This is a genomic window from uncultured Nitrosomonas sp., assembly GCF_902826915.1.
Classification (GTDB): Bacteria; Pseudomonadota; Gammaproteobacteria; order Burkholderiales; family Nitrosomonadaceae; genus Nitrosomonas.
The window spans coordinates 1-25,458 of the sequence record NZ_CADEGP010000045.1 but is presented as its reverse complement, the minus strand read 5'-3'; the positions used below and the strand labels follow the sequence as shown (position 1 = coordinate 25,458).

Annotated in this window: 27 protein-coding genes and 1 pseudogene; 7 read left to right on the top strand and 21 right to left on the bottom strand. The window is 45.2% G+C overall.

Annotated features, from left to right (window positions below):
• Nucleotides 1–138: 138 nt before the first annotated feature.
• From hpnA to tsaE, 10 genes are all read right to left on the bottom strand, one after another.
• Nucleotides 139–1,152 (bottom strand): hopanoid-associated sugar epimerase, encoded by a 1,014-nt coding sequence (gene hpnA, locus QZV86_RS09135; protein WP_295626671.1) that lies wholly within the window; start codon nt 1,150–1,152, stop codon nt 139–141.
• A gap of 14 nt (nt 1,153–1,166) precedes the next feature.
• Nucleotides 1,167–2,225 (bottom strand): phytoene/squalene synthase family protein, encoded by a 1,059-nt coding sequence (locus tag QZV86_RS09130; protein WP_295626668.1) that lies wholly within the window; start codon nt 2,223–2,225, stop codon nt 1,167–1,169.
• A gap of 66 nt (nt 2,226–2,291) precedes the next feature.
• Nucleotides 2,292–3,548 (bottom strand): diaminopimelate decarboxylase, encoded by a 1,257-nt coding sequence (gene lysA / locus QZV86_RS09125; RefSeq protein WP_295626665.1) that lies wholly within the window; start codon nt 3,546–3,548, stop codon nt 2,292–2,294.
• Complete coding sequence (locus QZV86_RS09120) at nt 3,548–3,673, bottom strand: lipoprotein (RefSeq protein ID WP_295626662.1); 126 nt, start codon at nt 3,671–3,673, stop codon at nt 3,548–3,550. The genes lysA and QZV86_RS09120 overlap by 1 nt, the downstream gene beginning before the upstream one ends.
• 92 nt (nt 3,674–3,765) lie before the next feature.
• Nucleotides 3,766–4,392 carry an ABC-type transport auxiliary lipoprotein family protein gene (locus QZV86_RS09115; protein ID WP_295626657.1) on the bottom strand — a complete coding sequence of 209 codons (627 nt, stop codon included), beginning with the start codon at nt 4,390–4,392 and terminating at the stop codon, nt 3,766–3,768.
• Nucleotides 4,389–5,285: an MlaD family protein gene (locus QZV86_RS09110; protein WP_295626654.1), complete on the bottom strand. Its 897-nt coding sequence runs from the start codon at nt 5,283–5,285 to the stop codon at nt 4,389–4,391. The genes QZV86_RS09115 and QZV86_RS09110 overlap by 4 nt, the downstream gene beginning before the upstream one ends.
• Nucleotides 5,258–6,067, bottom strand: a complete 810-nt coding sequence (locus QZV86_RS09105) for an ATP-binding cassette domain-containing protein (protein WP_295626651.1) — start codon at nt 6,065–6,067, stop codon at nt 5,258–5,260. Before QZV86_RS09105 ends, QZV86_RS09110 begins: the two co-directional genes overlap by 28 nt.
• A gap of 4 nt (nt 6,068–6,071) precedes the next feature.
• Nucleotides 6,072–7,184, bottom strand: coding sequence for an ABC transporter permease (locus QZV86_RS09100; RefSeq protein ID WP_295626677.1), 1,113 nt, complete (start codon nt 7,182–7,184; stop codon nt 6,072–6,074).
• A gap of 226 nt (nt 7,185–7,410) precedes the next feature.
• Complete coding sequence (locus QZV86_RS09095; protein ID WP_295626649.1) at nt 7,411–8,880, bottom strand: N-acetylmuramoyl-L-alanine amidase; 1,470 nt, start codon at nt 8,878–8,880, stop codon at nt 7,411–7,413.
• A complete protein-coding gene (gene tsaE, locus QZV86_RS09090) occupies nt 8,844–9,350 on the bottom strand; it encodes a tRNA (adenosine(37)-N6)-threonylcarbamoyltransferase complex ATPase subunit type 1 TsaE (protein WP_295626645.1) in 507 nt (168 codons plus the stop codon). The genes QZV86_RS09095 and tsaE overlap by 37 nt, the downstream gene beginning before the upstream one ends.
• Here tsaE and queG point away from each other — a divergent pair.
• From queG to QZV86_RS09075, 3 genes are read left to right on the top strand one after another with little or no spacing between them, the layout of a single operon-like run.
• On the top strand, nt 9,345–10,460 hold the full coding sequence (gene queG / locus QZV86_RS09085) for a tRNA epoxyqueuosine(34) reductase QueG (RefSeq protein ID WP_295626641.1): 1,116 nt from the start codon (nt 9,345–9,347) through the stop codon (nt 10,458–10,460). The two genes, tsaE and queG, sit on opposite strands and share 6 nt — an antisense overlap.
• Nucleotides 10,450–11,664, top strand: a complete 1,215-nt coding sequence (gene purT, locus QZV86_RS09080; RefSeq protein WP_295626638.1) for a formate-dependent phosphoribosylglycinamide formyltransferase — start codon at nt 10,450–10,452, stop codon at nt 11,662–11,664. Before queG ends, purT begins: the two co-directional genes overlap by 11 nt.
• 36 nt (nt 11,665–11,700) lie before the next feature.
• Nucleotides 11,701–12,609: a D-hexose-6-phosphate mutarotase gene (locus QZV86_RS09075; RefSeq protein ID WP_295626635.1), complete on the top strand. Its 909-nt coding sequence runs from the start codon at nt 11,701–11,703 to the stop codon at nt 12,607–12,609.
• A gap of 37 nt (nt 12,610–12,646) precedes the next feature.
• Here QZV86_RS09075 and ampD read toward each other — a convergent pair whose 3' ends face one another.
• Complete coding sequence (gene ampD, locus QZV86_RS09070; RefSeq protein ID WP_295626632.1) at nt 12,647–13,219, bottom strand: 1,6-anhydro-N-acetylmuramyl-L-alanine amidase AmpD; 573 nt, start codon at nt 13,217–13,219, stop codon at nt 12,647–12,649.
• A gap of 72 nt (nt 13,220–13,291) precedes the next feature.
• Here ampD and tmk point away from each other — a divergent pair, with 72 nt between their 5' ends.
• Both tmk and holB read left to right on the top strand, forming a co-directional pair.
• Nucleotides 13,292–13,918 carry a dTMP kinase gene (gene tmk, locus QZV86_RS09065; protein WP_295626630.1) on the top strand — a complete coding sequence of 209 codons (627 nt, stop codon included), beginning with the start codon at nt 13,292–13,294 and terminating at the stop codon, nt 13,916–13,918.
• Nucleotides 13,911–14,948 carry a DNA polymerase III subunit delta' gene (gene holB / locus QZV86_RS09060; RefSeq protein ID WP_295626627.1) on the top strand — a complete coding sequence of 346 codons (1,038 nt, stop codon included), beginning with the start codon at nt 13,911–13,913 and terminating at the stop codon, nt 14,946–14,948. The genes tmk and holB overlap by 8 nt, the downstream gene beginning before the upstream one ends.
• Here holB and QZV86_RS09055 read toward each other — a convergent pair whose 3' ends face one another.
• Nucleotides 14,949–15,470 carry a heme-binding protein gene (locus tag QZV86_RS09055; RefSeq protein ID WP_295626624.1) on the bottom strand — a complete coding sequence of 174 codons (522 nt, stop codon included), beginning with the start codon at nt 15,468–15,470 and terminating at the stop codon, nt 14,949–14,951.
• 87 nt (nt 15,471–15,557) lie between these two features.
• Here QZV86_RS09055 and QZV86_RS09050 point away from each other — a divergent pair, with 87 nt between their 5' ends.
• Nucleotides 15,558–16,274: a dienelactone hydrolase family protein gene (locus tag QZV86_RS09050; RefSeq protein ID WP_295626621.1), complete on the top strand. Its 717-nt coding sequence runs from the start codon at nt 15,558–15,560 to the stop codon at nt 16,272–16,274.
• 146 nt (nt 16,275–16,420) lie between these two features.
• Here the strand turns inward: QZV86_RS09050 and QZV86_RS09045 are convergent, their stop codons facing one another.
• The 4 genes from QZV86_RS09045 to QZV86_RS09030 all read right to left on the bottom strand — a co-directional run bounded on the left by QZV86_RS09045 (nt 16,421) and on the right by QZV86_RS09030 (nt 19,470).
• The gene (locus QZV86_RS09045) at nt 16,421–16,894 is read right to left on the bottom strand and encodes a VOC family protein (RefSeq protein WP_295626618.1); all 474 of its coding nucleotides are present in this window, start codon (nt 16,892–16,894) and stop codon (nt 16,421–16,423) included.
• Between the two features lie 219 nt (nt 16,895–17,113).
• Nucleotides 17,114–17,857, bottom strand: coding sequence for a glutaredoxin (locus QZV86_RS09040; RefSeq protein ID WP_295626615.1), 744 nt, complete (start codon nt 17,855–17,857; stop codon nt 17,114–17,116).
• Between the two features lie 126 nt (nt 17,858–17,983).
• Nucleotides 17,984–19,168, bottom strand: coding sequence for an iron-containing alcohol dehydrogenase (locus QZV86_RS09035; protein WP_295626674.1), 1,185 nt, complete (start codon nt 19,166–19,168; stop codon nt 17,984–17,986).
• Nucleotides 19,168–19,470, bottom strand: a complete 303-nt coding sequence (locus tag QZV86_RS09030; protein WP_295626613.1) for an antibiotic biosynthesis monooxygenase — start codon at nt 19,468–19,470, stop codon at nt 19,168–19,170. Before QZV86_RS09030 ends, QZV86_RS09035 begins: the two co-directional genes overlap by 1 nt.
• A 277-nt stretch (nt 19,471–19,747) precedes the next feature.
• Here QZV86_RS09030 and QZV86_RS09025 point away from each other — a divergent pair, with 277 nt between their 5' ends.
• Complete coding sequence (locus tag QZV86_RS09025; RefSeq protein ID WP_295626610.1) at nt 19,748–20,833, top strand: GGDEF domain-containing protein; 1,086 nt, start codon at nt 19,748–19,750, stop codon at nt 20,831–20,833.
• Nucleotides 20,834–20,871: 38 nt separating this feature from the next.
• Here QZV86_RS09025 and QZV86_RS09020 read toward each other — a convergent pair whose 3' ends face one another.
• The 5 genes and pseudogenes from QZV86_RS09020 to QZV86_RS09000 all read right to left on the bottom strand — a co-directional run bounded on the left by QZV86_RS09020 (nt 20,872) and on the right by QZV86_RS09000 (nt 25,305).
• Entirely contained in the window at nt 20,872–21,162 is a 291-nt protein-coding gene (locus QZV86_RS09020) for a Slp family lipoprotein (RefSeq protein ID WP_295626607.1), read from the bottom strand.
• A gap of 35 nt (nt 21,163–21,197) precedes the next feature.
• Nucleotides 21,198–21,532: pseudogene (locus QZV86_RS09015) on the bottom strand (IS3 family transposase); the annotation flags it as partial.
• 113 nt (nt 21,533–21,645) lie between these two features.
• The gene (locus tag QZV86_RS09010; RefSeq protein ID WP_295626604.1) at nt 21,646–23,973 is read right to left on the bottom strand and encodes a nitric oxide reductase activation protein NorD; all 2,328 of its coding nucleotides are present in this window, start codon (nt 23,971–23,973) and stop codon (nt 21,646–21,648) included.
• Nucleotides 23,974–24,036: 63 nt separating this feature from the next.
• A complete protein-coding gene (locus QZV86_RS09005; protein WP_295626601.1) occupies nt 24,037–24,843 on the bottom strand; it encodes a CbbQ/NirQ/NorQ/GpvN family protein in 807 nt (268 codons plus the stop codon).
• Between the two features lie 105 nt (nt 24,844–24,948).
• Nucleotides 24,949–25,305 carry a ribulose bisphosphate carboxylase small subunit gene (locus tag QZV86_RS09000; RefSeq protein ID WP_295626598.1) on the bottom strand — a complete coding sequence of 119 codons (357 nt, stop codon included), beginning with the start codon at nt 25,303–25,305 and terminating at the stop codon, nt 24,949–24,951.
• Nucleotides 25,306–25,458: the final 153 nt, after the last annotated feature.

The window sequence follows — 25,458 nt, the reverse complement described above, 5'->3', positions numbered from 1 at the left end:
AGCGCATTCATGCATAATATCAAATGATTATGCATATTTCAGGACCGACTATTTATAAACTATTCTGTTGAGAGCATTCATGAATATATGAAGTTATGCAATAAGAAATAACAAAATCAGCCTGGGTTTATGGTGTTTTTAGGACAAATGTTTTTTGATTAATTTGTTGCTGTAACCATTTTCTTTGAACCAGTTAATGGCGTCTCTAATTGCTTCAAATGCGGGGCGGTATTGGTAACCTAATTCATGCTGTGCTTTTTTACTGGAGAAAAACATTGTTTTCTTGGCCATACGAATACTATCCATCGTTGCGCGCGGTTCTGAGTGCGTGAGGTTTGCAATTTTTTCCATACACCATGCTATAGGCAACATTACACTGATAGGTATGTTGATACGGTTCTTCTTTTTTCCGGTGATTGAATCAATAGTTTTTAAGATTTGTAGCAAAGTCATGTCATCGCCACCTAATATGTAGCGTTCCCCTATTTTTCCGTGCTGATACGCTAATAAATGACCATATGCAATATCATCGACATGAGCAATGTTCAGTCCAGTATTGACGTAAGCAGGCATGCGATCCATGAGTGTATCTAGTATGATGCGCCCAGTTGGGGTGGGGCGAATGTCTCCGGGACCTATCGGAGCCGAAGGATTGACGATAGTTAAGGGTAAGTGGTGCTCATCGGTTAATTGCTTCACCATTTGTTCGGCGAGATATTTGGAGCGTTTATAGTATCCGGAAATTGTAGAAATATCGGATGGAGTTTCTTCGTTGCCCGGTGCTCCATCGGGATTGAGGCCGAGTGTCGCCACACTGCTAGTATAGATCATGCGTTTTATGCCTTCCTGATGAGCAGCTAAGATGAGTGCGCGCGTACCATTAATGTTAATATCATACATGGTTTCTGGGTCAGGGACCCAGAGGCGATAATCAGCAGCGACATGAAAAAGGCTGTCGCAACCACGAACTGCACGTTTCAGGGATTCAGGGTCACGTAGATCGCCTTCGGAAATTTCAACCGCAAAATTTCTAAGATTTCTCCGATCACTGTTTGGTCTAGCCAGAACACGAACGTCATGTCCGGCAGTTAGCAAACATCGCATGACCGCTGAACCGAGAAATCCATTTGCGCCTGTAACCAATGATTTCATATTATCGCAATTGCTCAGTTAATTTCTGATAACACAGCTTGGTGTAAGTTAACTTTAGGAAGGTTTCTGGAAGTATACTTGAACAATAGCTCGAGTATCCAGTTGTGACTGGCAAACAAGCTGGTTGTTAAAATGGTCGCTTTTACGCTACGACGACTGATCTTTACTTGCGCTCCTGCAGAAAAATTCCGGTGTTGATTTATCTTGTTGAGAGTCAGAATGGCCATGCCAATGGCCCATAAACAAAAACGGCGAATACCTTTTTCGTGCGGAGGGATTAGGCTAGTGTAGACCAAGGCGTTAAGTAAATGCCCTTTGGCAACCCCCAATAGTTCTGCTAATCCGGCTTGAAATTTGGTATCACTCATACCAGGATGCAATTTGCTGAGATCAAATCCATTCTTAAGAAAAATATCTTGTGGCAGCCAGCATGCACCACGCTCGCGGTCATCCCATATGTCTTTAAGAATGTTTGTCATTTGCAAGCCCTGTCCAAATGATACGGCAAGTTTCATCAAAGCGGGTTTATGCGTATTGATTTCCTCTGAGTAATCACAGAATAGCTCGGTTAACATTTCACCGACAACGCCTGCAACGTAATAGCAATATTGGTTCATTGCGAATAAATCTTTGAGTCCTTCCAAAGATTCGGTTTCCTGATAATCCGCCATACCCTGCGCCATGATTCTAACGCATCGCTCCAATGCTTTGCGTTGTACAGGGTTAAAACTGTGTGTGATGCGAATAACTGCGGGTGTATTTTTAATTAAGTCATGTTCTGCAGGAATGGTTTGCTTAGAAAGGAGAGGGTGCAGTGTTTGTGAGAACTCCTCCGCTGATGCATTTCCACATACCACTTCAGCAAACATGTTCGATAATTGTCGGGTTTGTTCTATTGTCAGAGCATTATCATCTTCAATCGTGTCAGTGATACGACAAAGTAAGTATGCATTACCGATGATGCAGCGTAAAGTCTCAGGCAATTGTGGAATAGTTAATGCAAAAGTGCGTGAGACACCCTGCAGGATGTAGTCTTGATATTGCTCATCATTGATGCGAGAGTGGCTTGTCATTACAGATTTATCATAAAGCAATACAGCGTGTTAATACAATTAAATGCGTCCCCTGATTCATGTTGCTCAGTGAGATAAAATTTTCTCGTTAGAAAATAACTGATCAATTGTTTCACGTTGCCGGATAATATGGGTAGTGTTCTTATCTACCATGATTTCAGCGACGCGCGGCCGCGAATTGTAATTCGAGCTCATGCTCATACCATACGCACCGGCTGACATGATAGCCAAAAAATCACCACTCATCAGACCGATCTGACGATCATGGCCCAAAAAATCGCCTGTTTCACATACAGGTCCAACGACCTGATAATCTTTGATTTCTCCAGAGTTCTTGTTAACGGGTAAAATTTCATGATAGGCATCATACAGTGCTGGACGCATAAGATCGTTCATTGCTGCATCAACAATGGCAAAATTACGTGTAGGCGTATGCTTCAGATACTCAATGCGTGTCAGAAGGATGCCTGCATTACCTACCAAAGAGCGGCCCGGTTCAATTAAAAGGCGCTGTTTTACCTGATGCGTGCTGGTACAAAGCATGGAGACATAATCGCGAATCGAGGGCAAAATTTCATTGGTATAGCGAATACCTAATCCTCCACCTAAATCTAGGTGCTCAATTTCTAAATTTTTTGACTGTAGGGTATCCAGTAAGTTGAGCATTTTTTTACTGGCTTGGATGAAGGGATCGAGTTCTGTCAACTGCGAGCCAATGTGGCAATCTAAGCCGATAAAACGAATATTTTGATATAAGTGCGCAGATTGATAGATTCTTTCAGCTTCGCTGGCCGGGATGCCAAATTTATTTTCTTTGAGGCCGGTGGAAATATATGGATGTGTTTTAGCATCGACATCCGGATTTATACGCAAACTAACCGGTGCTATTTTGTTCATTTCTTTGGCGATTTGATTTAATGAAATTAATTCAGCCTCAGATTCTACGTTGAAACATAAGATATTGACGTCTAGCGCCATACGCATTTCATGCATATTTTTTCCAACGCCAGAAAAGACCGTTTTTCCTGGATCTCCGCCTGCTTTAATGACACGTTGCAATTCTCCGCCGGACACGATATCGAAACCGCTGCCAAGTTGGGAGAACAGATTAAGTATGGCAATATTTGAATTGGCTTTTACTGCAAAACAAATTAAATGATCACGATTTGCGAATGCAGCATCGAATTCTTGATAAGCTTTAGTTAACGCTGATTGCGAATAAACATAACACGGTGTTCCAAATTTCTCGGCAATCTGTTTTAAAGGTACTGATTCGACAAAGAGCTCATCGTCATGGTAATCAAATTCTGGAAAACCGCTCATTATCTTTCAATTTCAACTGGAGTCAAGCGACTAGCTTCATTAGTTTTAGGAAGATAAAGCGGACCTTTGAGTCCACATGCACTTAAAGAATAAACTAACAGGATCACGGTACAGATTAAACGCATGGAAAAATCCTAAATGATAATTTACCGGATACTATCATAAGCGAAGGACAAATTAATCAAACTTGTAATTAATTTTGGTAATCATAACAAGGTTAAGCGGGAGGTAGTTCTACGGTCAGCCAGTTCACTAATTCATTTATTAATTTATTGCTCGCAGAGTTAAGCGCGAATACTGCGCCTGCGGCATCAGCAGAAGAAGTGCTTTCGATAGTGCTGAAATCTTTTTGAGCGAATAGCTTGCGGGAATTACGTTCAATTAAGCTAACACGAAGGCTAACAACGACATGACTAGAATCTGTTGCATCAAATAGCTGGGTAAATTCGTCCAATTCAATTTGTAGCGCATAATCAGCTTTGGCTATACCACTGTCTTTCAAGACTTGCTCAGGCGTGCTGGTCACGATGCGGTTGCGTATTTGTTGAGTAAGCAGCGTTGCAGGTGCCGCGATCCAGCGGCTACTGGCATAGGCATAAGACTGCGCAGGATTGTGATAGAGCAACCGGTAATGGATCGCGGTATTATCCAGCCAAGCGGGCGCTGTTGCATCAGTAATTAGCAGGCTTCTTCGGTGTAGTTGCAATTGCTTGGGTACTTGCTCGGTCAGTGATAAATGCGGCATACCCAATGCGTAAGTCGATATGGCAGATTGAGGTTTGTGCAATACAGAGCAACCCGTTAGAAAGAGAATAAAAAGGATCAACAATGGCATTTGCTTCATGGTTTATTTCCTGTGGGTGGAACAAAACCTGTCTCGCCCGGACCAGGCGATGAGGAAGTTCGACCAAATATTAAGCTCTGCGGATTTTCTTCTAATTGGTGAAGTACTTTGTCTAAGTTATTGGAATTACGTATTATGCTATGACTTAATTGTCGCAGCTCAGGAATTGTAGTGGCGAGTTCTTGGGTACTTTGCGACAAGCTATCAAAGATACCTTCTTTTTGATTCGCTTTGGATACTGTAAGATTGAGCTCGCCCAGAAGTTGATCCAGACGCTTGACCAAGGTACCTGATTCTATGGTTAATTCAGTAAAAGCACTTAACACTGGTTGTAAGTGCCCAGCAATATTATCAAAATTATTAGTTGCTTTATCGATATTCTGCAAAATTTGTGAAACATGATTTTGATTTTGTTCGTTCAGCAATTGGTGCATCTTTAAGACTAACTGATTGACGTTGCTGAGTAGATCCTGTCCAGAGCCTGTGACCTCATCCAACAATGATCGACGCATTGGAATCCTTTCATCGCTAAGTATCTCATTATCAACACCATCATCATTTAGCTGAATATAAGCGAGTCCGGTGACCCCTTGATAGCCTAATTGCGCATAAACACTTTTTCTCAGGGTAACATTCTCGTTAACTGCAATTTGGATAAGTATTTGGTGTGGATTATCAGGATCAAATTGAATCTTTTCCACTTTGCCAATATTAACGCCGCGATAGTGTACGGCAGATTGAGGATTAAGCCCGCTCACCGATTCCCTGGTAACCACGAGATAATCTGTGCGCTTAGTATTGTTGCCGCTGAACCACATAGCGACTAAAGCTACAGAAATACTCAATAAAATAACAAAAATTCCGGCTATGAGGGCATGGGCACGATTTTCCATGTTTGCTCCGAGTGATTTTTTTGTTCGATTTTATGTCGTATGCTTTTAAAAAAGCTGGTAATAAATGGGTGTTGAAAGCGATCAATTTCATCCAAGGTGCCCGTTACGATCACTTGTTGATCAGCAAGAACAGCAATGCGATCAGATAATGCTACAAGTGTATCAAGGTCATGGGTAACCATAACAATGGTGAGATTCATCTCACTGCGTAAAGCAAGAATCAATTCTACAAAACTTTGACTTAGCTCTGGATCCAACCCGGCAGTAGGTTCATCGAGAAATAAAACTTCTGGGTCTAATGCCAGAGCACGAGCTAAGGCGACGCGCTTAATCATTCCTCCAGACAAGGCCGCTGGCATCTTATCAGCATGCTCGAGTTTTATTGCCACCATATTGAGTTTGATCAATACTAAATCACGAATTATGTCTTCACTGAGCGTATGCAATTCACGTAAGGGCAGCGCAACATTATCGAACACAGTTAATGCGCTAAATAATGCTCCTTGCTGAAAAAGTACGCCGGAATGACCTCGTATATTTTTTTTTTGCAGATTGAAATTGGCATCGTTCCGAGAACTGCCAAAAATTTTCACTGTCCCATGGGAAGGCTGCTCAAGCCCCAGCATATGACGTAGTAATGTCGTTTTTCCACTGCCTGAGCCACCGATCAATGTCAGAACCTCGCCGCGATACACATTTAAATTGACATCGCGATGGACAATATGGTTGCCGTAGCGAGTGTTTAGTGATTTGATTTCAATAATACATTTCGACTTGTTCATTAGTCTAACCAATTCCCACGTCAGAGAATAGTATTGCAAAAATTGCATCTATAATGATGACCACGGTGATGGCAGTCACCACAGAAGCGGTAGTGCCTTCACCCAAACTTTCAGTGTTGGGTTTGATTCTTAGGCCAAAATGACATGCAATCAATGCTATCACCATTCCACTTACAATCCCTTTTCCTAATCCCAGCCACAAATTTCCTATTGGCACAGAATCCGGCAGTGCAGTAATGAAATAATGATAGTGTAAGCCTAGTTGTATTTCGGCTGCGACCATGCCGCCTAATAAGGCCACTGCACTGGTCCATAGGACTAGGAGTGGCATAGCAATGCCAAGACCCAGCACTTTGGGCAATATCAATCGTTGACTATGAGAGATGCCCATGACAGTCAAAGCATCCAGTTCCTGAGTTACACGCATAACGCCCAGTTGTGCAGTCATTGCTGAACCTGAGCGACCTGCTACCAGTATTGCTGCCAGCATTGGCCCCAGTTCGCGGATGATGCTAATTCCCAATATATTAACTATAAAGATGTCGGCACCAAATAATTGCAATTGTTTGGATGAAAGATAGCTTAATACGATCCCGATCAGAAATCCCACCAATGCAGTAATGCCCAGCGCCTGTGCGCCAGTTCTGTATAAATTTGCAGAGATTTCACGCCAAGGAATATAGACAGGATGCCGGATTAAGTAAATCACATCAAGCATTAATTGACCAATCAATACAATCAAACCTACGAAATGTTGCCATAAAACTAGCGCCAGTTCTCCTAAGGCAGTGACTGGCCATAGTAAATCCCGGTGCTTGGTTTCTAATCGGAGAGTGGGCAGCCGTTCTAAGCGTTCAAATATCTTTTCATGTTCGGGACGCAGTTGTAGATGCTCTGGGCGCTTTGTCTTCCATGCACGCCAAAGCATGACAGTGCCAGCAGTATCGATTTGTTCAATGCCCGTTAAATCCCAACAAAGATTCTGATTTTCAGCCGCACGGGATAGCTCGTCTTCTAAGGATGTTAACAAGGATTCCAATGCGGCCAAGGTATAGTTACCTGTCAGGATAATGTGAGGTAAACCCTCTTTAGTGCAGAGTTGATACCAATGACTCATGGTTTTTCGAGAGTGATGAACAGATATTAATTTGGACTTGGTTTTATTCATGGAATTACCAAGTAGGTATAAAACCGATCGGGTTATCTAATGCCAGCAGATTTTTGCATCTTAGTTGGGTCGTGCTTATCGCGATCTACTTGAAAATTTTTTTATTGTATATGCTTATAACAATCCAAAGCGGTTTAATCAGATTTGTCATGCTTCCGACAAACATTCAGCAGATTTATTTTGTTTGCGCTATCGTAGCGCGAGCTAATGCCGGATTATCTGAAAAATAATTCTTTATTCCTAAAAACATCGCATCTGCCATCTTGCTTTGATAATCTCCACTGCGCAATTTTACTTCTTCTTTGGGATTGCTGAGGAAAGCGGTTTCCACCAAAATTGAAGGAATATCCGGTGATTTAAGTACTGCAAAACCAGCCTGCTCTACATTTATTTTGTGTAAGTGATTGATGTTGCTTAGTTGTTTAAGAACATATTCAGCCAATTTAACGCTGTCATTGATGGCGGCATTGAGTGACAAGTCCAGTAACAATTCTTTGATATCTTTTGATTTTGACGTGATGTCAATTCCTCCCATCAAATCGCCGTCGACACTATTTTCCTTGTCGGCGAGCCAGCTGGCCGTAGTCGAAGTGGCGCCATGTTCAGATAAAGTGAATACCGAAGAGCCATGGGCATGTGATTTTGGATTAGCGTCTGCGTGTATTGACACGAACAAGTCGGCATTGGCGCGTCGTGCAATTATTCGTCGTTGCGGAAGTGAAATGTAATGGTCGCCATCACGTGTTAAAACAGCCCGCATATTGGGCTCTTTATCAATTTTTCCCTTAAGTTTTCTGGCAATTGCCAATGTGATATCTTTTTCATAAGTGCCTTGTTTCCCGACCGCTCCAGGATCCTTGCCGCCGTGACCAGGATCAATCGCTACAATGATAATCCGAGGCACCATACTTTTGGGTGGCGTCGAATTGGGTTTGCGGCTTTGTGCTGCTTGAAAACTGCTGGGTTGTTTGGTTTGGTTTGCTTGTTGAAGTTGGAGCTTGGGGGGAGATGAGGGAATCAATTGAGTTGGGCTGGGTTTCCGTTTGTTGCTGCCATGTATCAGAGAGGCAACCAGTTTATCCAGGGCATCTGTTTCAAGATTAGTGCTGGCAGCAGGATGGGTGCGATTGTTAAAATCCACCCTGGCTGCTTTGTGCGGATGATAAATATCCAATATCAATCGATAAGCAAAATTTTCTTTGGGTGGTACAACAAATGTGCGTGGAACGACATGCGCTTTTAAATCGAATACCAGCCGGATAACGTGCGGTGTAAACTGACCGATACGAATATTTTGTACAAATGGGTCGATGGCATCCACCTGCTGGGGCAGGGTATGCAGTACTGGATTAAGCTTGGTGTTACTTAGATCAATAACCACGCGGTGCGGGTTATCCAGCATACTTAGCTCATAGTCAAGCGGTCGATCGGATTCAAGCGTGATACGCGTGTAGTCAGGAGTCAATCCAACGCGAACGGATTGCACGGTGGCATCTGCAGCCAGAATGGATTGGCTCAACAACATCCAGCAACAAAAAAAGATTAATATCAGGGGCATTAGAAAACCATGTTTCACGGTAGCATCGCTGCAGTCGCTAAAATATGCAATCAGGTGTTTTTTTCTGTATTCCAACGTATCAAGCATTGTTTTCCTGTCTCTGTGCCGCTCCGGATTTCAATATTTCTGCCCGGATCAAGCATGTTAAGAAAGCACTGCAGATCAGCTCTTGGCAATAAATCCCCTGCTTTTTCAGGCCATTCCACCAAACAAATCGAATCTGAATTAAAATAATCTCGGAAACCTGCTTCTTCCCATTCAGAATAATCATTGAATCGATAAAAATCAAAGTGATACAAGTATAACCCAGAGATTTTGTAGATTTCAACTAAATTATATGTAGGACTTTTGACGACATGCGAGTATCCAAGGCCGTGTAAAATACCCCGAGTTAATGTGGTTTTACCGGCGCCTAGGTTACCAAACAGATGAATTGTCAAACCAGAATGCAAGCAAGTTGCTAATTTTTCACCGAATTTAATGGTTTCTTCCTCGTCGGCAAGATGGTGCGTAAGGTTTTGTGCTGAATCAGCATCTGCCGAATGAATGTTATGCAAGAGAATACTCCAACAAATAATATATCTGATTATGCAGCCTTGGCTGTTGCCATTAAAACATGGGGCAGGGAGTTAGGCTTTCATGACGTCCGTATCGCCGATGCCAAAGCGGATATCACTGTGGTCGAGTCCGGTTTGTTCGCATGGTTGGATAAAGGATATCACGGTGCAATGGATTATATGGCGAAACATGGCACCAAACGTTCCCGCCCTGCCGAACTTGAACCGGATACACTGCGAATTATTTCTGTGTGCATCAATTATGCGCCGCCTGCAGTCAAAAATAGCTGGGATGTAATTTACTCGGGAGAACGGGCATTTATTTCGCGCTATGCACTGGGACGAGACTATCATAAGGTTCTGCGCTCACGATTACAAAAATTGGCGGATAAAATGACAACGGAAGCGGGGCCGTTCAATTACCGGGTTTTTTCCGATAGCGCGCCGGTTATGGAAGTGGCGTGGGCACAGAAAGCCGGTCTGGGTTGGCGCGGGAAGCATACTTTATTGTTGTCGCGCCAAGCGGGTTCGATGTTTTTTCTCGGTGAAATGTATACCGATCTACCGCTGCCTGTCGATGAGGAAACTGAAAATTATTGTGGTAGTTGCACCCGATGTATCGATATTTGTCCGACGCAAGCCATCGTTGCGCCATATCAGGTTGATGCGCGGCGCTGCATCTCTTACCTGACCATCGAATTAAAAGACAGCATTCCGGAGTCGTTACGCTCGCTGATTGGTAATCGCATTTATGGCTGCGATGATTGCCAGTTAGTGTGTCCGTGGAATAAATTTGCCCAAATTACTAACGAGAATGATTTTCATGTGCGCAATGGATTGGATGATGTGTCGCTGATTGATTTATTCAGTTGGGATCAACAAACATTTGAAGCTAAATTGGCCGGCAGTGCGATTCGCCGTATCGGCCATGCGCAGTGGTTACGCAATATCGCGGTCGGTTTAGGAAATGCGCCGTATTCGGCGGAAATTGTCCAAGCGTTGCAAGCGCGGCTCGACGATGCTTCAGTTTTGGTGCGTGAGCACGTGCAATGGGCGTTACAACAACAGAATTTGAAAAGAACAGCAACCGAGGAAAAATATGATGAATAAACGATCCGCTATCGGTACGCCGCTGAGTGCATCAGCGACCAAAGTCATGCTGCTAGGCAGTGGCGAGCTGGGTAAAGAAGTCATTATCGCGTTGCAGCGATTGGGGGTGGAAACAATTGCAGTAGACCGCTATGTCGATGCGCCTGGGCATCAGGTGGCGCATCGTTCGCATGTGATTAATATGGTGGATGGTCAGGCGTTACGCGCACTGATTGAGCAAGAACGCCCCGATATCATCGTGCCGGAAATTGAAGCTATTGCAACTGATATGCTGATAGAAATCGAACAAGCGGAAATGGCTACCGTGATTCCTACTGCGCGTGCCGCTAAACTTACGATGAATCGTGAGGGAATTCGTTGTCTGGCAGCAGAAAAACTGGGTTTGCCAACTTCATCGTATGCGTTTGCCGATAGTTTGGATGAACTGCGCGTAGCAATTAATGCCAAGATTGGTTATCCCTGCATCGTAAAGCCGGTGATGTCCTCTTCGGGTAAAGGACAATCGCGCATTGAGAATGCAAATGAAATTGAAACAGCATGGAATTACGCTGCGAGCGGTAGTCGGGTGAATCAGGGGCGGGTAATTGTCGAAGGAGTGATCCATTTTGATTACGAAATTACGCAACTGACGGTACGCGCACTGGATGTTGATGGTAATGTTAAAACGCATTTCTGTGAAGCGATTGGTCATGTGCAGGTGCATGGTGATTATGTCGAAAGCTGGCAACCACAGGGAATGTCACCCATGGCATTGGAGTGCGCACGTGATATTGCTAAAAAAATCACTGATGATCTGGGTGGTTTGGGTGTTTTCGGTGTGGAACTGTTTATCAAGGGTGATGATGTCTGGTTCAGTGAAGTTAGTCCACGTCCGCATGATACTGGTATGGTAACCATGTGCAGCCAGAAACAAAGTGAGTTTGATTTACATGCGCGCGCCATTTTGGGATTGCCAGTGGATGCTACTTTGCTGGCACCAGGTGCCAGCGCAGTGATTTATGGCCAACTGGAAGCGCAAGGTATTGCATTCTCCGGTGTGGTTGAAGCACTCAGCGTCCCGCACAGCGATTTACGCTTGTTCGGCAAACCCGAATCATTCAAGCGCCGACGCATGGGCGTTGCGCTGGCGAATGGTGCTAATACGGACGAAGCTCGCAGCCGTGCTAAACTTGCGGCCAGCCGGATAATACCCATCAAAGCATAAATAAACTGAGTAACCAACAATTGAATAAGGAAAATCATGACTATTGAGCAACTCAACGCTAAATACAAACTGACAGGGAAGCTTGAATTTATAGCTGGTAAAGGCGGATTGCCGATGATTCAGGTGAATAGTGCCAAAGCCCAAGCGCTGGTTTCGATTCATGCTGGACAAGTTTTGTCGTATCAGCCAGCCGGTGAACCGGAAGATGTCATGTTTTTGAGTGAAAAAGCATATTACCAGGACGGCAAGGCGATCAAAGGCGGTGCGCCGATTTGCTGGCCGTGGTTTGGTGCCGATCCGGAAGGCAAGGGCCGTCCGGGACATGGTTTTGTGCGTAATCGTGCGTGGAATGTCGTGGCAACCGAGGCCATGGCAAATGGTGATGTCAAAGTCACGCTAGGCTTAATGGATACACCGGACACGCACGAGATCTGGCCGCAATCGTTCAGTCTGCAGCAAGAAATTATAATTGGCGAAAGCTTGAATCTGTCTCTGATCACGCGTAATACCGGCAAAGAAAAATTTTCCATTACGCAAGCGTTTCATACTTATTTTAAAGTGGGTGATATCGCACGGACGAAAGTGCTTGGTTTGGAGAACTGTGAATATATCGACAAGGCGGGCGGCGGCAATGCACAAAAGCAACAATCGGGTGCTGTGACCATCGAATCCGAAGTCGATCGCATCTATTTGGATGTGGGAAATACTTTAATAATCGCCGATAGTGCGCTCAATCGGCGTATTCAGATTACTTCGCAAGGCAGTAAAACCGCAGTGGTCTGGAATCCCTGGGAAAAAATTTCCAAGGGAATGGCCGATCTGGAAGACGCCGACTATCAGCGCTTGCTGTGCGTTGAAACCACGAATGCCGCGAATGATGTGGTGGAAGTCGTGCCGGGAGGTGAATGTCGATTAACTGCAGACTATCGGGTGATACGCAGCTAATCCAGGAAAATGTACGTGATGCAATGTGCTTTCCGCATCATAATAAATGCTGGGCTGCAGTAAAAACTTTCTTGTCGCCTAGCTCTAACGCATATTTGTTCCAATTGAAACAAGGCCCCGGATCGGTTTTGCGTCCGGGTGCAATATCAGAATGTCCGGCAATATTCTGGATGGGATATTGATTGCAAAGGCACTGCGTCAGTGCAGTCAATGATGAATATTGGTTCTCAGTAAACGGTATGGTGTCACTGCCTTCGAGTTCTATGCCTAACGAAAAGTCGTTGCATCGCTCCTTTCCTTGCCAACAAGATACACCCGCATGCCAGGCACGTTTAATACAGGGGACAAATTGAATGATTGCACCATCACGGCGGATGAAAAAATGCGCCGATACTTTCGATCCCTGTAATGATTGATAGTAAGGATGTGCTTGCGGGTCGAGTTGGTTGGTAAACAATTCAATTACGCCATTGCCGCCAAATTGGTTGGGTGGGAGACTGATGTTGTGGATCACCAATAAGCTGATTTTCGTATCTCCCGGACGATCGTCACAGTTAGGGGATGCGATGAATCGAGCAGTATCCAGTAAGCCAGCGGTATCAATGGGCATGATAAAATGGGCTGATAATTATATGATCGTGCATGGTAGCTTACCTTATCAAAACTTGAAAACCGGAATCGCATGAAGCAAGGCAAATTCATTACGCTGGAAGGCATAGACGGCGCGGGAAAGTCGACCCAGCTGGCGTGGATTGTCGAGCTATTGCAACGCGTGGGAAGGCCAGTCGTAATGACGCGAGAGCCGGGCGGGACGGCTTTGGGTGAACAGCTACGCGCGTTGTTGCTGGACAAGGCTATAACCATGCATGCGGAAACCGAAGTGTTGCTGATGTTCGCTGCTCGGCGTGAGCATTTGGATAAGGTGATTCTGCCCGCGCTTGCGCAAGATCAATGGGTGATATCGGATCGTTTTACCGATGCCAGCTTTGCTTATCAGAGCGGTGGCAGGGGATTGGATAGCGATAAACTGGCTATCTTGGAACAGTGGGTGCAAGGCGGATTGCAACCCGACTTGACGCTTTTTTTCGACGTGCCGGTGGAAGTCGGGCAAGAGCGCGTTAATCAAATCAAGAATAGAGATCGTTTTGAGCAAGAACAAGCTGACTTTTTTCAGCGCGTGCGCGTAGCGTATCTGGATAGAGCAAAGCAGTTTCCTGGCCGTATCAGAATCATCGACAGCAGCCAATCCTTAGCGCAAGTCAAAGCTGCGGTTGAACAGACGTTGCAGCCTCTGTTGAATCATGGGTGATATCTATAGCTGGCAACAGGACATTTGGCAGAAATTGACGCATAGCCGACAATTCTTGGGGCATGCGTTGTTGCTCAAAGGTAAACCAGGCATCGGCAAATATGATTTTGCGCGCCAACTGGCGAAATCATTGCTCTGTATCGTACCAAGGGCTGATCGCAAGGCTTGCGGGGAATGTTTGAGTTGCGGCTGGTTTGAGCAAAACACGCACCCTAATTTTTATTCGGTGATGCCGGAAGCATTTGCTGTCATGTCGGGAGGAAGCGAGAAAGAGGCGGGTGAAGAAAAATCCGGTAGCGCGGCAAGCAAAAAAAGCGTCAGCCAGCAAATCAGCATCGAGCAAATCCGCAAACTATCCGATTTTGTCTATCTGACCGGGCATCAAAGGGGGTATAAGATTATTCTGATCTATCCGGCGGAAGCGATGAATGCCGCCTCAGCCAATGCATTGCTGAAAAAACTTGAAGAACCGCCAGAAAATGTCTTGTTCATCCTGGTCACGCATCAAGCGCAGCATTTGCTGCCGACCATACGTAGCCGCTGCCAACAAATTGCGATGCCAATTCCGGATGTTGAAACCGCTGTTGCATGGCTGAAACAGCAGGCGGTCGATGATCCCGAAGGCCGACTTGCGGGCGCAGGTTATTCGCCTTTATCCGCATTGTTGCTGGATAAAGGCGAATACGCGGCGCAGTATGAACAATTTATCCAGCACATTGCCAATCCCAAACAACTGGATCCATTATTATTGGCCGGAACGTTGCAGCAAATGAATCTGCCTGCTGTCGTCGATTGGTTACAAAAATGGTGCTATGACCTAGTCAGTTATCGCACCACGGGAAAGATCCGCTACTATTTGAACCAATTGCAGGCCATTCAAGCGTTAAGCGAGCGGATCAATTTGCTAGAGTGTGTGACTTTCACGCGAGAACTCAACACCAAACAACAACTGTCACGTCATCCGCTCAATCCGCGCCTGTTTCTGGAAGAAATGTTCATCGCATATGTTGCTCTGATGCGGGGAGAATAATTACTGCTTCTCAAAGGTATCGTCCGCTTTCAAAATTTTCAGTGCCGCGCTGGCGCAGACTTCATCATATTCAATTCCTGGCGCGCCGCCGACGCCGATGCCGCCCACTACTTCGCCGCCGATTTTGATCGGAAAACCGCCGCCCAATAACAGAATGTTTTCGTTCATCCGCGATAAGCTTTGCAATTCCGGTTTTTGCGTCACCAGGATGGCAAATTTATGCGTCGAATCGCGCAAGCTATTGGCAGTATAGGCCTTGCGGCGACTGCTATCGAGCGTATGCGGCCCAGCGCCATCGGCCTTCAATTGCACCTTGAGCAAACCAGATTGATCCACAATGGCCACGCTGACCTTGAATCCATCGTCGTGACATTTTTTGATTGCCGCCATCGCCGCCTGGGTTGATAATTCCAATGATAAAACTTTTTGTGAGGGAAAATCCTGCGCTAATATATGGGTAGATGCTGCGCACAGAATGAGCGCGGAAATACCGATTAATAATGATTTGAATGTATGAGTCATGATCGAGTCCTCTAGGTCAATATTCACGGATATACATTAACACGACATAATGAGATTATCACTGCTCTTTCAAGTAAAGGTGACAATATGATTACAAAAATGATTGATTATCAGGATGGAAATACAAGTCTGGAAGGGTATCTAGCATACCACGAAACCGATAAGCCGCAACCCGTTGTATTGGTTGCGCATGACTGGAGCGGGCGGCGCGAAATGGCGTGTAAAGGAGCGGAAAGAATCGCTGACATGGGCTATGTGGGTTTTGCGTTGGATATGTACGGCAAAGGTATATTCGGTGCCGATGGCGACGTAGAAAAGAACGGCGCGTTGATGGCACCGTTTGCTCAGGATCGCGCCCTGCTGCGGCGTAGAATTACTGCTGCACTGCAAGCCGTGCAGCAATTGCCGCAAGTCGATACCTCAAGAATTGCCGCGATGGGTTATTGTTTTGGTGGCATGTGCGTGCTGGAACTGGCACGCTCAGGTGCAGATGTGCAAGGCGTGATCAGCGTCCACGGTATCTTTGCGCCCGGCAATGTTGCCAATGCAAACATTACTGCAAAGGTGCTCTGTCTGCATGGCCACGACGACCCGATGGTGCCGCCGGAGCAAGTGCTCGTGTTTGAAACCGAAATGACCCAGGCCCAAGTGGATTGGCAGGTGCATGTGTATGGCGGCACAATGCACGCTTTCACCAATCCGAAAGCCAATAACCCCGACCTTGGCACGGTCTATAGGGAAGTGACGGCGAATCGCGCATATCGTTCGATTGCGAATTTTTTGGGAGAGATTTTTTCTTCTTGATAGGCTATCAATTTTTTTGAACTGTCGCGGATGTCAACGTAGATATTGGTCTTTTAGCCTGTGTCCCAAGGCCGTGAGGTAAGAGTCAACCAGACGGTAGTTGGTTGCACGCTGAAAGTGTAGCTATTATTAATTCATAAAAGCTTTCAGTCGATTTCATTTTCTGGTGCCATACCTTTTGCTCGCAGCTCGGCCAACGCTTGCTCGGTTTTTCTGAGATGACTCAATCCCATACCGCGCAGAATGTGGTCTGCCTTTGTGTATTGAATATTAATATAGGTAGTAATTTCTACTCGATTTCCCCATGGGTCAAGAAAATCAAGAAAAGAACCACTTAAAAGCTTAACGCCCATTTCTTCCAGTGATCGTCGCGCCAATTCTTTATCATCAACAGCAATTCCAAAGTGCCTTTTTTCATCAGGCTTTCTATCGCTGTACCGGGTGAAATTAATAAATTGATCGCCGAAATAAATAAAGGCTTGTGTATCACTTTTATCGTGAATTTCAAAATTCAAGAAACCACTATAAAATTCCAACGCTTCATCAATGTTTCCAACCTCTAGTGCCACATGGTTTATCCCTACGGCACATGCCTTGAGTGTTTCTGTTTTCTTTGTCATATGTTATCTCCGTAATCTCTTGTAATATGATACTGTATTGATTCTTTCGCGAGTAATCTACAATTGTTCGTAACAATCGCCAAATTCAACAATTATGTTACGAAGATTGAAAAGCGTTTGCGACGGCATTACAAGCCAAATCTTGTTTGCAGTCTACGATCAGATGCTTACACTGACTAATACTAGCATAGCGTTACCTGCAGGTTAAAAGGTGTGCGTTCATTTGATCCACATCCAAATCCCCATTGCCATCATCATCAAATTTTCGGTCAAGGATACGAAGCCTAATGGCACCTTGCTGCTGCCGCCGACGCAGGCGCATTTCAATTTGCGTTTGTCGATGTACACAGCCTTAAGCACCGAAATTGCGCCCACGGTGCCGATAAAGAGCGCCACGGGCGAGGATAGCCAAACGAGCGCACCCGAGATCATCAGGATACCCGCCAGCGCTTCTCCAAACGGATAAAGGTAGCTGTAACGCACCCACTTCCTGGCCAGCAGATCGTAATTTAAGAACATGGTCGAAAAGCTTTCTATATCTTGCAGCTTTTGTACTGCAAGTAAGCACATAGCAACGGAAATAAACCATTCAAAAGCGCGAACGGTAAATACAGTCCCGTAGGTTTGCCAACTCATGGCCAATGCTATCAGAAAGGAAACAGCGAATATGGCGATGACCGGTTTATAGCTGGTGTCGTCATCACCTTTGACTTCTTCGCCGAAATACACACGCAGTGCATCGTATCCGCCAATACGTTTACCATCAATCCAAGTTTGAGGCGTCGTTTCGATATGGTGTTTTTCCTGGAAGGCATCTGTTTCTTCGCGTGTCTCAAGGTGGCGGTCTTCAACGTTAAAGCCCTTGCGCTCCAGCAAATCCTTTGATTTGAGACCATAAGGGCAGATATGATCTTTCATTACCATGCGATATAATTTTGCGATTTTTTTATCGGTTGAGGTCATGTCTATTCTCCGTCGTTTTTTGTTTATCAGGGCTGAGCTGGAATCTATTGGGGTTTGACTCGCGAGATTGGGGCAACTTAAATCTCTTCGGGTTATATTCCTCGTTGCTTGCGGCAGGGTGCATTATTACAATCGTTCCAGCAATATCTCTCTGATTTCTTCATCTTTCAACACAATCGGATTGGTCTTCATGCTGCTGCCGCGGCAATTAGCGATGACTTTATCTAATTCATTTTCTTGCAAACCGTAATGCGATAGCCGCGCCAAAGCAAGTTCGTCGGTCCATTGCACCAGCAAATCGATTAATGCGTTATACGCGGCTTGAGGATCGATGAAGCGTTTCTGGCAGAGAATTTCGGCGACATGCAGGTATTTTGCCAGTGTCTTGTTGCCGGGTTCGCGTGCCTGCATGCTTTGAATATTGATTCGCGTGGCGGATGCGACTAGGGTGCCGCAGACGACGCCGTGCGGGATCGGATAAAAAGCGCCTAGTGGGGAAGCTAGGCCATGGACTGCGCCGAGGCCAACTTGCGCCAGCGTGATGCCAGAGAGCAACGCGGCATAGGCCATTTTCTCACGATGCTCTTGCAGCTCCCTCTCCTGACGGTAGAGTGGAATCAACCCATCCCGGGCGGCTTGCAGGCCGCTGATCGCCAAAGCATCGGTGAAAGCATTGGATTTGGTCGATACATACGATTCCAGCAGTTGCGTTAACGCATCCATGCCGTTGGCGGCGATTACATTGGGTGGGCAACTGGCGAGTAAATCCGGATCGACAATGGCATATTCAGCGACTAGCTTGTCATGCCGGAATGATTTCTTAAAACCGTTTTCGCCTTGTACGCTCAGCACGGCATTTTTGGTGGCTTCGCTGCCGGTTCCGGCGGTGGTGGGTACGGCAATGAATGGGATGGCTGGGCCTTGGTACGGTAATTCCGGGCCGGCGCCTTCCAGGTAATCCATGACCGAGCGTTGAATTTTTATTAGTCCGGCAACGGCTTTTGCGGCATCCAAGGCACTGCCGCCGCCGATGCCCACCACGGCGTCAAGTGATTGATTGGCATATTTTTTGACCAGGTCATCAATCAGCATGGGGGATGGTTCTTTAGCAACCACGCAATGCTGCCAACTTATTGTGCGTTGTTGGAGTTGATTGATCAGAGTTTCCCAATGGTTGGTATTAGTGAGTGAGCTTGCCCCTGTTACAAGCAAGATGCGCGAACCATAACTTGCAATAATATCCGGCAATTTTTTAATAACACCCGCGCCAAATTCGATACGCGGCAGTCGAGCGATGGAGAAATTGAACATTAGCTGTTTACGACCGGATGCAAGCCTTGATAGGGAACGCCCTGACGTGGTTCTGCCATCCAATCCGCGACGGTATCCCGCCATGATAGGTAATGTGCTGTTTCTTTATGGGCGAGCGCATCCTGTTGAGTTTTATAGGCTTCGTAAAATACAAACTTTGTTGGATCATCCGCGGATTGCAGAATATCAAAGCGCACATTACCTGGTTCAAGAATGGAGTTTTCGTGATTGAGTTGACAAGCTTTCTTGAATGCCTCTACTTTTTCCGGTTTGACTGAAGCATAAACGATGGTTACATGCATGGTTCTTTTCCTTTCATCAATTTCTTTCTGCTTAACTGATTGTAAAGTTTCCTGCTAATAAACCCAGATATGCAGGTCTGGTGATATTCTACTACTAATCCTTCTGGAGTTTTTCAGGTGTCTGCAGACTGCAGAAATTTCAACTGCAAATTTCTGAATGAGCCTGATAGTTTTTGTTTAAGAGCGATTTTAAACCCTTTTTATTAATTTTGAGGTTTTACCCATCTAAGTAATATGGATATAATCACGATATTGCTTTGTCATCCAAATCTTACGCATGCTTAATAAAAAAGACGCTGCACCGCCTTCTCTGCTGAATAAATTAGTATCTCTGACTACCATTCGAGATGTTGAGTTGTTCGAATTCAGCTTATTGAAAACTTTGGCTGAACTTTTAAGTATTAATCAGATTTCAATGTATAAGCTTGATCAGTTCAATACCACGTGCTGGTTGTCGACTTATTCAGCTAATTTGATTCAAAATGATGATAAAAGACAATTCTCAGAATCACAGGAAATTTATACATCAGAAATTATGATTCCTGAGGAAATCAAATCTGCTCAGTTGTGGATAGAGACAACGAAGAAACCATATATTCATTACCAAGAAGACCGGTATCTGGTTGTTTACCCCATACTGTCCCTCAATAAAATTGAGGGGATGTTGACTTTTGAACTCTCTCATTCATTGACTGAAGGAGAAATACTGATCATTTCCAGTTTGCTGAGTATTACGCATAATTTTTGTAGTTTGTTGGATGAAAGTCAAAAAGATAAGCTAACCGGTTTATTGAACCGTCAAACATTTGAGGCGAATATCAAGAAAATAAGTGCACTCACATTAAGCTCAGATATTAATCAGGATCATGATGGTAGTGAATTAAACCGGAGAAGGCTAAAGGTCGAAACAGGAAAATTCTGCCTCGCCATCATTGATATTGATGATTTTAAGTCGATTAATGACCGGTTTGGTCATATCATGGGAGATGAGGTTTTGCTGCTGTTATCCTATGTGATGAAGCAAAATTTCCGCGCAAGGGATTTATTGTTTCGCTTTGGCGGAGAGGAGTTTGTAGTGATTTTCCGTGTTTTCGATAAGGAAGAAGCCTATAAAGCATTGGAGCGTTTTCGTTATAAGATTCAAGAATATCGCTTTCCGCAAATCGATGGCGTGACAATCAGTATGGGTGCGACCTTGATTAACGAATTGAACGACTTGGCTTCCGAAATCATTGGACGTGCAGATCAAGCGCTTTATCATGCAAAACAAAACGGAAAGAACCAACTGCATTTTTATGAGAGTCTTTTGGAGAATGGGTATGTCCTTGAAAAGAAAGAGACCAATGCGATAAACTTTTTTTAGTAGTGCAGAATATTTATACTGCGCAAGAAATTTTTTAGTTATGGCAAATAATATTGCAGCTCACCAGCGATAATAAGGTCCATAAATCCCTCCTCGGAAAAATGGATAGTAGCAAGGATAGCCAAAATAGGGATGAGTACCATAACCCCGGTTGTCATAATAATTGGGATAGGTTGGCTAAAGGTAAATTGCCGTTGCAGATAGTAACGGTATTTGATAACTCTTTTTCCGACAGTCCGTTCAATATCACCAGCAATTACCCCGGCAACGGTAATTTCCTTATCTTTGGCATAGACTTCCGGATCGAGGAACTCAGTGGTTTTGACCATAAAGCGACCTTCGCTTGCTTTGAGCTAGATCCGATTTAGTGGGCGGGCAAGTATTTCGAGAATGCTACATTTCTCTCAAGTTTTTGCATGCAAGTTTTAGCGAAATCAGCAGGGGTTTGACTCTTAAGTTTTGCATGCCTTCGAATACGATTGTGAAACACCTCAATATATTCAAACGCTATTTTCTTGCTTCAGCTCTGGTTTTAAATTTATAGTGATGTAAACATTCATTTTTCAATGTGCCAAAGAAGCTTTCCATTGGCGCATTATCCCAGCAATCACCTTTACGACTCATCGAGGTTTTCATTTTAAAACTTATTTGTAGCACCCTGTAAGCTTTTGAACAATATTGACTACCACGATCGGAATGACCTGGCTTAATGAAACCGGACATTCCAGTTAAGAGAAAATAGCTTAACTGGAGGAAGAAATGATAACGAGAAAGCAATATACAAAGGAATACAAATCATTGTTTTCAATAATTTACCTTGTTAACCCCGCATACAACACCGGTAATTTCTCCGGTAAGTGCTCCACGTGATCCACAACTAAATAATTGCGTTCGCCGAAAATGCGCGACACATATTGGTCGGCGCGGGGATCAAGGCTCATGCAGTAAGTGAGGATGCCGCAACGGCTTGCTTCTTCCACCGCCTTCTTGGTATCGTGACGTAGGTATTGCGGATCGCGCACGTCGACGTCAGCAGGTTCGCCGTCGGTGATGACAAGCAGCAGTTTTTTCGCGGATTTCTGTAGTTTTAGATAATGACTGGCGTGACGCATCGCGGCACCCATGCGGGTCGATAATTGCCCGGTCATGCCTGCAAGGCGTGCTTTAGGGATTTCATTGTAGGGTTGTTCGAAATCCTTGAAGCGGAAATATTCCACATCATGTCGCCCATCTGAACAGAAACCGTGAATCGCAAACGGATCACCAATTTTGTCGATGGCGTTGGCAAGGAGCACGGTGGCCTGGCGGGTCAGATCCAGTACCGTGTGGTCACGGCCGGAGACTTTTTCGTTGGTGGATTCAGATAGATCGAGCAGCACTAGTACCGAGATATCGCGTACTTTGCGTACCGAGCGCATCATGATGCGCGGATCGGGTTGCATGCCCATGCGGATATCGATCATCGAGCGAATGGCGGCGTTGATATCAATTTCATCGCCATCTTCCAGTTTGCGAATACGGCGTGTGCCCTGCGGTTGCATGGCATCGAGCAAAAATTTCATGCGCGCAATTTCACGTTTGTACTGCAACGCGATGTCATCAATGCACTGCATGTCGCCCAGCTTGGCGCGCTTTTCCTGTACAGTAGCCCAATCCGGGCGTTCTAGTTGAATTTGATAATCCCATTCGGAATAGTGGTACGGCGCTGAGACGGGTTCCTTGCCTTCTGTTTGATTGAATGAAACACCGTTATCTTCATAGGGGAAGAATTCGGTGCCCATGACCCATATTTCCTGTGCATCATCGCCGGCTGTTTCCACCTCAACTTCATTGGCAAATTCCATCACATTGACGTATTTACGGACTTGTTTAGGTGCTTGATAACCAGCGGTAAGCGATTTGTTGAAATCAAATTCCTCGAATTCCCAGAAGTAGCGGTTATCGTCGCGATATGGTGCCGTGAGTATATCGGTGCGGGCATTGAATGGAATATTTTTAGTGCGGAAACTATGTGTGAGTTGTACGCCGATATCCCACGAAATTTGGTAACTGTTCAGATTATCTTGCGCGGCTTTAAACAATTTGCGGCCTTCAACGATCCACGGATCTTTATCCTTGTAGTCCAGATCAAGCAATGCACGTGCTAGGCGGTTGAGATAATCACCCATCGAAGCGTTCATGTCCGGGGTGGCGCTGTGCAGTGCTGACCAGGCTTTGCGCAGGCCAGGAAAGTGACGAATTGAGAGTTCTTCTACGCGTGCGTCTTCGATGATGGCAATGATCGCCATTTGCATTGGATTCAAACCTTCTGCGGAAATCGGCACCTTGGTTTCCACCAGATGCGCGGCAGCGTGCGCTGCAGCGGCGCGATAGACTTCGGTGGCGGAAACGTCGCCATGACTGTCATAAGCATCGGGCAGGTGAATGAAATAATTTTCAATAAACGGCTTGTAGCCCTCGCGTGATTCAAAGTCGCCAGAAGTCGGTTTCATGAAAAAATCCCGACCCCAAAGTGCACGTAGATACATATTGATACGGCGCTGCACATCGACAAACAGCGTGCCTTTACGCTCTTTCTGCAGGATTGCGAGCGACTCCTTGGAATCTAATCCGAAGTATTTGACTTGCTCTTCGTAATTGGTGCGATGCGCATGCGCACCCCACATGGCCCAGCGGCGCAAACCCCCTAAAGTCAGTTGACCGAACAGGATATCCAGTTTATTGAGCATTGGACGTATGCCACGCGGCGCTTGTGCAATCAATGTATTCAGGAATTGCAGATAATTTTGGAATAGTTGTGTATCGCCGAGGCGTTTGGCTGCTGTGGGGGAGGTGGCTAAAACCAATTCAATCACAGCGCCCGAGGTGCGTGAGGCAAGCGAAAGAGCAGAAGTGGCTAAATCAGCAATAATATCTTCACCGACTTCTTTAGCTACCAGTGGAATTTCGTCAATCCAGCAATCAACCAAGCTACGTCCACGTCCCAATCTCTGTAGTGCTGAAACGCCTTTTAGGTAGTTATCCAATCCACGTGGAGAAAAAATTTTGACGACTTCAGGCCAGGCATGATGAAGTAATTCAACGGATTCGGGTTCCAGATCTTCCAGTAGTTCTTTGTAGTCATTCAGATTAATACTCATGGGAGCACCTGTCTATCTTCATAAAACAATCGATTGGTTTGTGTGTTTTGAAAGCCGCTTCACTTAATTAAAAAAAGTACTAACCGCTGCGTCCAATGCATCACGCATATCAGGGTCGTCCGTAATTGGACGCACCAATGCGACACGGCAGGCTGCATGGGCGTCGACTTTCTTGGTGATCAGGCTGCCCGCATAAATCAGCATGCGCGTTGAAATACCTTCATCCAAGCCATGTCCTTTCAGGTTGCGAGCGCGCTCAGCGATGGATACCAATTTTTCGGCGATGTCAGAAGATACACCGGATTCGTGCGCAACAATTTCACTTTCTATATCATGATTGGGGTAATTGAAATCCAGCGCGCCGAAACGTTGTTTGGTCGATTGTTTCAAATCTTTCATCAAGCTTTGATAACCAGGGTTATAGGAAATGACCACCTGGAAATCTGCATGCGCTTGAATCAATTCACCTTTCTTTTCTAAAGGTAGCACACGGCGGTTATCGGTCAGTGGATGAATGACGACCGTAGTATCTTGGCGAGCTTCGACCACCTCATCCAGATAGCAGATTGCGCCATAACGCGCGGCAACAGCTAACGGCCCATCTTGCCAGCGTGTGCCATTGGCATCTAATAGAAAACGTCCCACCAAATCAGAGGCGGTCATGTCTTCGTTACAAGCAACGGTAATCAGCGGCTTTTTTAATTTCCAAGCCATGTATTCGACAAATCGGGTTTTACCGCAGCCGGTAGGACCTTTCAGCATCATAGGCATGCGTACCGAATAGGCGGCTTCATATAATTTCACCTCATCAGCTAGAGGATGGTAATAGGGTTCAGTGGTTACACGGTATTGATCAATGATTTTGCTCATGATGAACTCCTGTTATTGCTATCTGAAAAGTACTTTATTGGGGTCAAAAAAAAACCCCGATCCTTTGCAGGTAAGGGGGTTCCAGGGTACGAAACCCGTTGTGTCTTAAACAGTCTTGCCGCGGTATATCACCATGGCGGTACCTTGTGACTGATTAAAGTTGTTGTAACCAATCAAGCGTACATGATTATTCGGATTGGCTTTATGGCAAGCGGCGGCTTCCGCCAGTACGCGGTCTACATCAGTTTCGCCAAACATAGGCAGCTTCCACATATACCAGTAGGAATCCATGATATATTCCGGTTCTGTATGTTCAATGGCAGGATTCCAACCTTTACTGATTAAATACTCCACTTGTTTTTTGATATCTTTGTCAGCCATTGCAGGCAGATAGGAAAATGTTTCAAATTTACGGCTTGCTGGATCACTGACGCGTGATTTGTAATCGATTACTTCGGTCATAATTTATTCCTCATTTTTAGAGAGATGAAGAAGAGCATGGCTAACCATCAACTCTTCTCCTTGAGTGATGTATTCTTACTTGTGAGCTACGTCGAGCTTATCAACCGTATCAAACTCGAACTTGATTTCTTTCCATGTTTCCATGGCGATTTT

Coding starts and splice junctions, on each gene's coding strand:
- hpnA (WP_295626671.1), bottom strand. CDS start 1,152: ATGAAATCATTGGTTACAGGCGCAAATGGATTTCTCGGTTCAGCGGTC.
- QZV86_RS09130 (WP_295626668.1), bottom strand. CDS start 2,225: ATGACAAGCCACTCTCGCATCAATGATGAGCAATATCAAGACTACATC.
- lysA (WP_295626665.1), bottom strand. CDS start 3,548: ATGAGCGGTTTTCCAGAATTTGATTACCATGACGATGAGCTCTTTGTC.
- QZV86_RS09120 (WP_295626662.1), bottom strand. CDS start 3,673: ATGCGTTTAATCTGTACCGTGATCCTGTTAGTTTATTCTTTAAGTGCA.
- QZV86_RS09115 (WP_295626657.1), bottom strand. CDS start 4,392: ATGAAGCAAATGCCATTGTTGATCCTTTTTATTCTCTTTCTAACGGGT.
- QZV86_RS09110 (WP_295626654.1), bottom strand. CDS start 5,285: ATGGAAAATCGTGCCCATGCCCTCATAGCCGGAATTTTTGTTATTTTA.
- QZV86_RS09105 (WP_295626651.1), bottom strand. CDS start 6,067: ATGAACAAGTCGAAATGTATTATTGAAATCAAATCACTAAACACTCGC.
- QZV86_RS09100 (WP_295626677.1), bottom strand. CDS start 7,184: ATGAGTCATTGGTATCAACTCTGCACTAAAGAGGGTTTACCTCACATT.
- QZV86_RS09095 (WP_295626649.1), bottom strand. CDS start 8,880: ATGCTTGATACGTTGGAATACAGAAAAAAACACCTGATTGCATATTTT.
- queG (WP_295626641.1), top strand. CDS start 9,345: ATGCAAGAGAATACTCCAACAAATAATATATCTGATTATGCAGCCTTG.
- purT (WP_295626638.1), top strand. CDS start 10,450: ATGATGAATAAACGATCCGCTATCGGTACGCCGCTGAGTGCATCAGCG.
- QZV86_RS09075 (WP_295626635.1), top strand. CDS start 11,701: ATGACTATTGAGCAACTCAACGCTAAATACAAACTGACAGGGAAGCTT.
- ampD (WP_295626632.1), bottom strand. CDS start 13,219: ATGCCCATTGATACCGCTGGCTTACTGGATACTGCTCGATTCATCGCA.
- tmk (WP_295626630.1), top strand. CDS start 13,292: ATGAAGCAAGGCAAATTCATTACGCTGGAAGGCATAGACGGCGCGGGA.
- holB (WP_295626627.1), top strand. CDS start 13,911: ATGGGTGATATCTATAGCTGGCAACAGGACATTTGGCAGAAATTGACG.
- QZV86_RS09055 (WP_295626624.1), bottom strand. CDS start 15,470: ATGACTCATACATTCAAATCATTATTAATCGGTATTTCCGCGCTCATT.
- QZV86_RS09050 (WP_295626621.1), top strand. CDS start 15,558: ATGATTACAAAAATGATTGATTATCAGGATGGAAATACAAGTCTGGAA.
- QZV86_RS09045 (WP_295626618.1), bottom strand. CDS start 16,894: ATGACAAAGAAAACAGAAACACTCAAGGCATGTGCCGTAGGGATAAAC.
- QZV86_RS09040 (WP_295626615.1), bottom strand. CDS start 17,857: ATGACCTCAACCGATAAAAAAATCGCAAAATTATATCGCATGGTAATG.
- QZV86_RS09035 (WP_295626674.1), bottom strand. CDS start 19,168: ATGTTCAATTTCTCCATCGCTCGACTGCCGCGTATCGAATTTGGCGCG.
- QZV86_RS09030 (WP_295626613.1), bottom strand. CDS start 19,470: ATGCATGTAACCATCGTTTATGCTTCAGTCAAACCGGAAAAAGTAGAG.
- QZV86_RS09025 (WP_295626610.1), top strand. CDS start 19,748: ATGCTTAATAAAAAAGACGCTGCACCGCCTTCTCTGCTGAATAAATTA.
- QZV86_RS09020 (WP_295626607.1), bottom strand. CDS start 21,162: ATGGTCAAAACCACTGAGTTCCTCGATCCGGAAGTCTATGCCAAAGAT.
- QZV86_RS09010 (WP_295626604.1), bottom strand. CDS start 23,973: ATGAGTATTAATCTGAATGACTACAAAGAACTACTGGAAGATCTGGAA.
- QZV86_RS09005 (WP_295626601.1), bottom strand. CDS start 24,843: ATGAGCAAAATCATTGATCAATACCGTGTAACCACTGAACCCTATTAC.
- QZV86_RS09000 (WP_295626598.1), bottom strand. CDS start 25,305: ATGACCGAAGTAATCGATTACAAATCACGCGTCAGTGATCCAGCAAGC.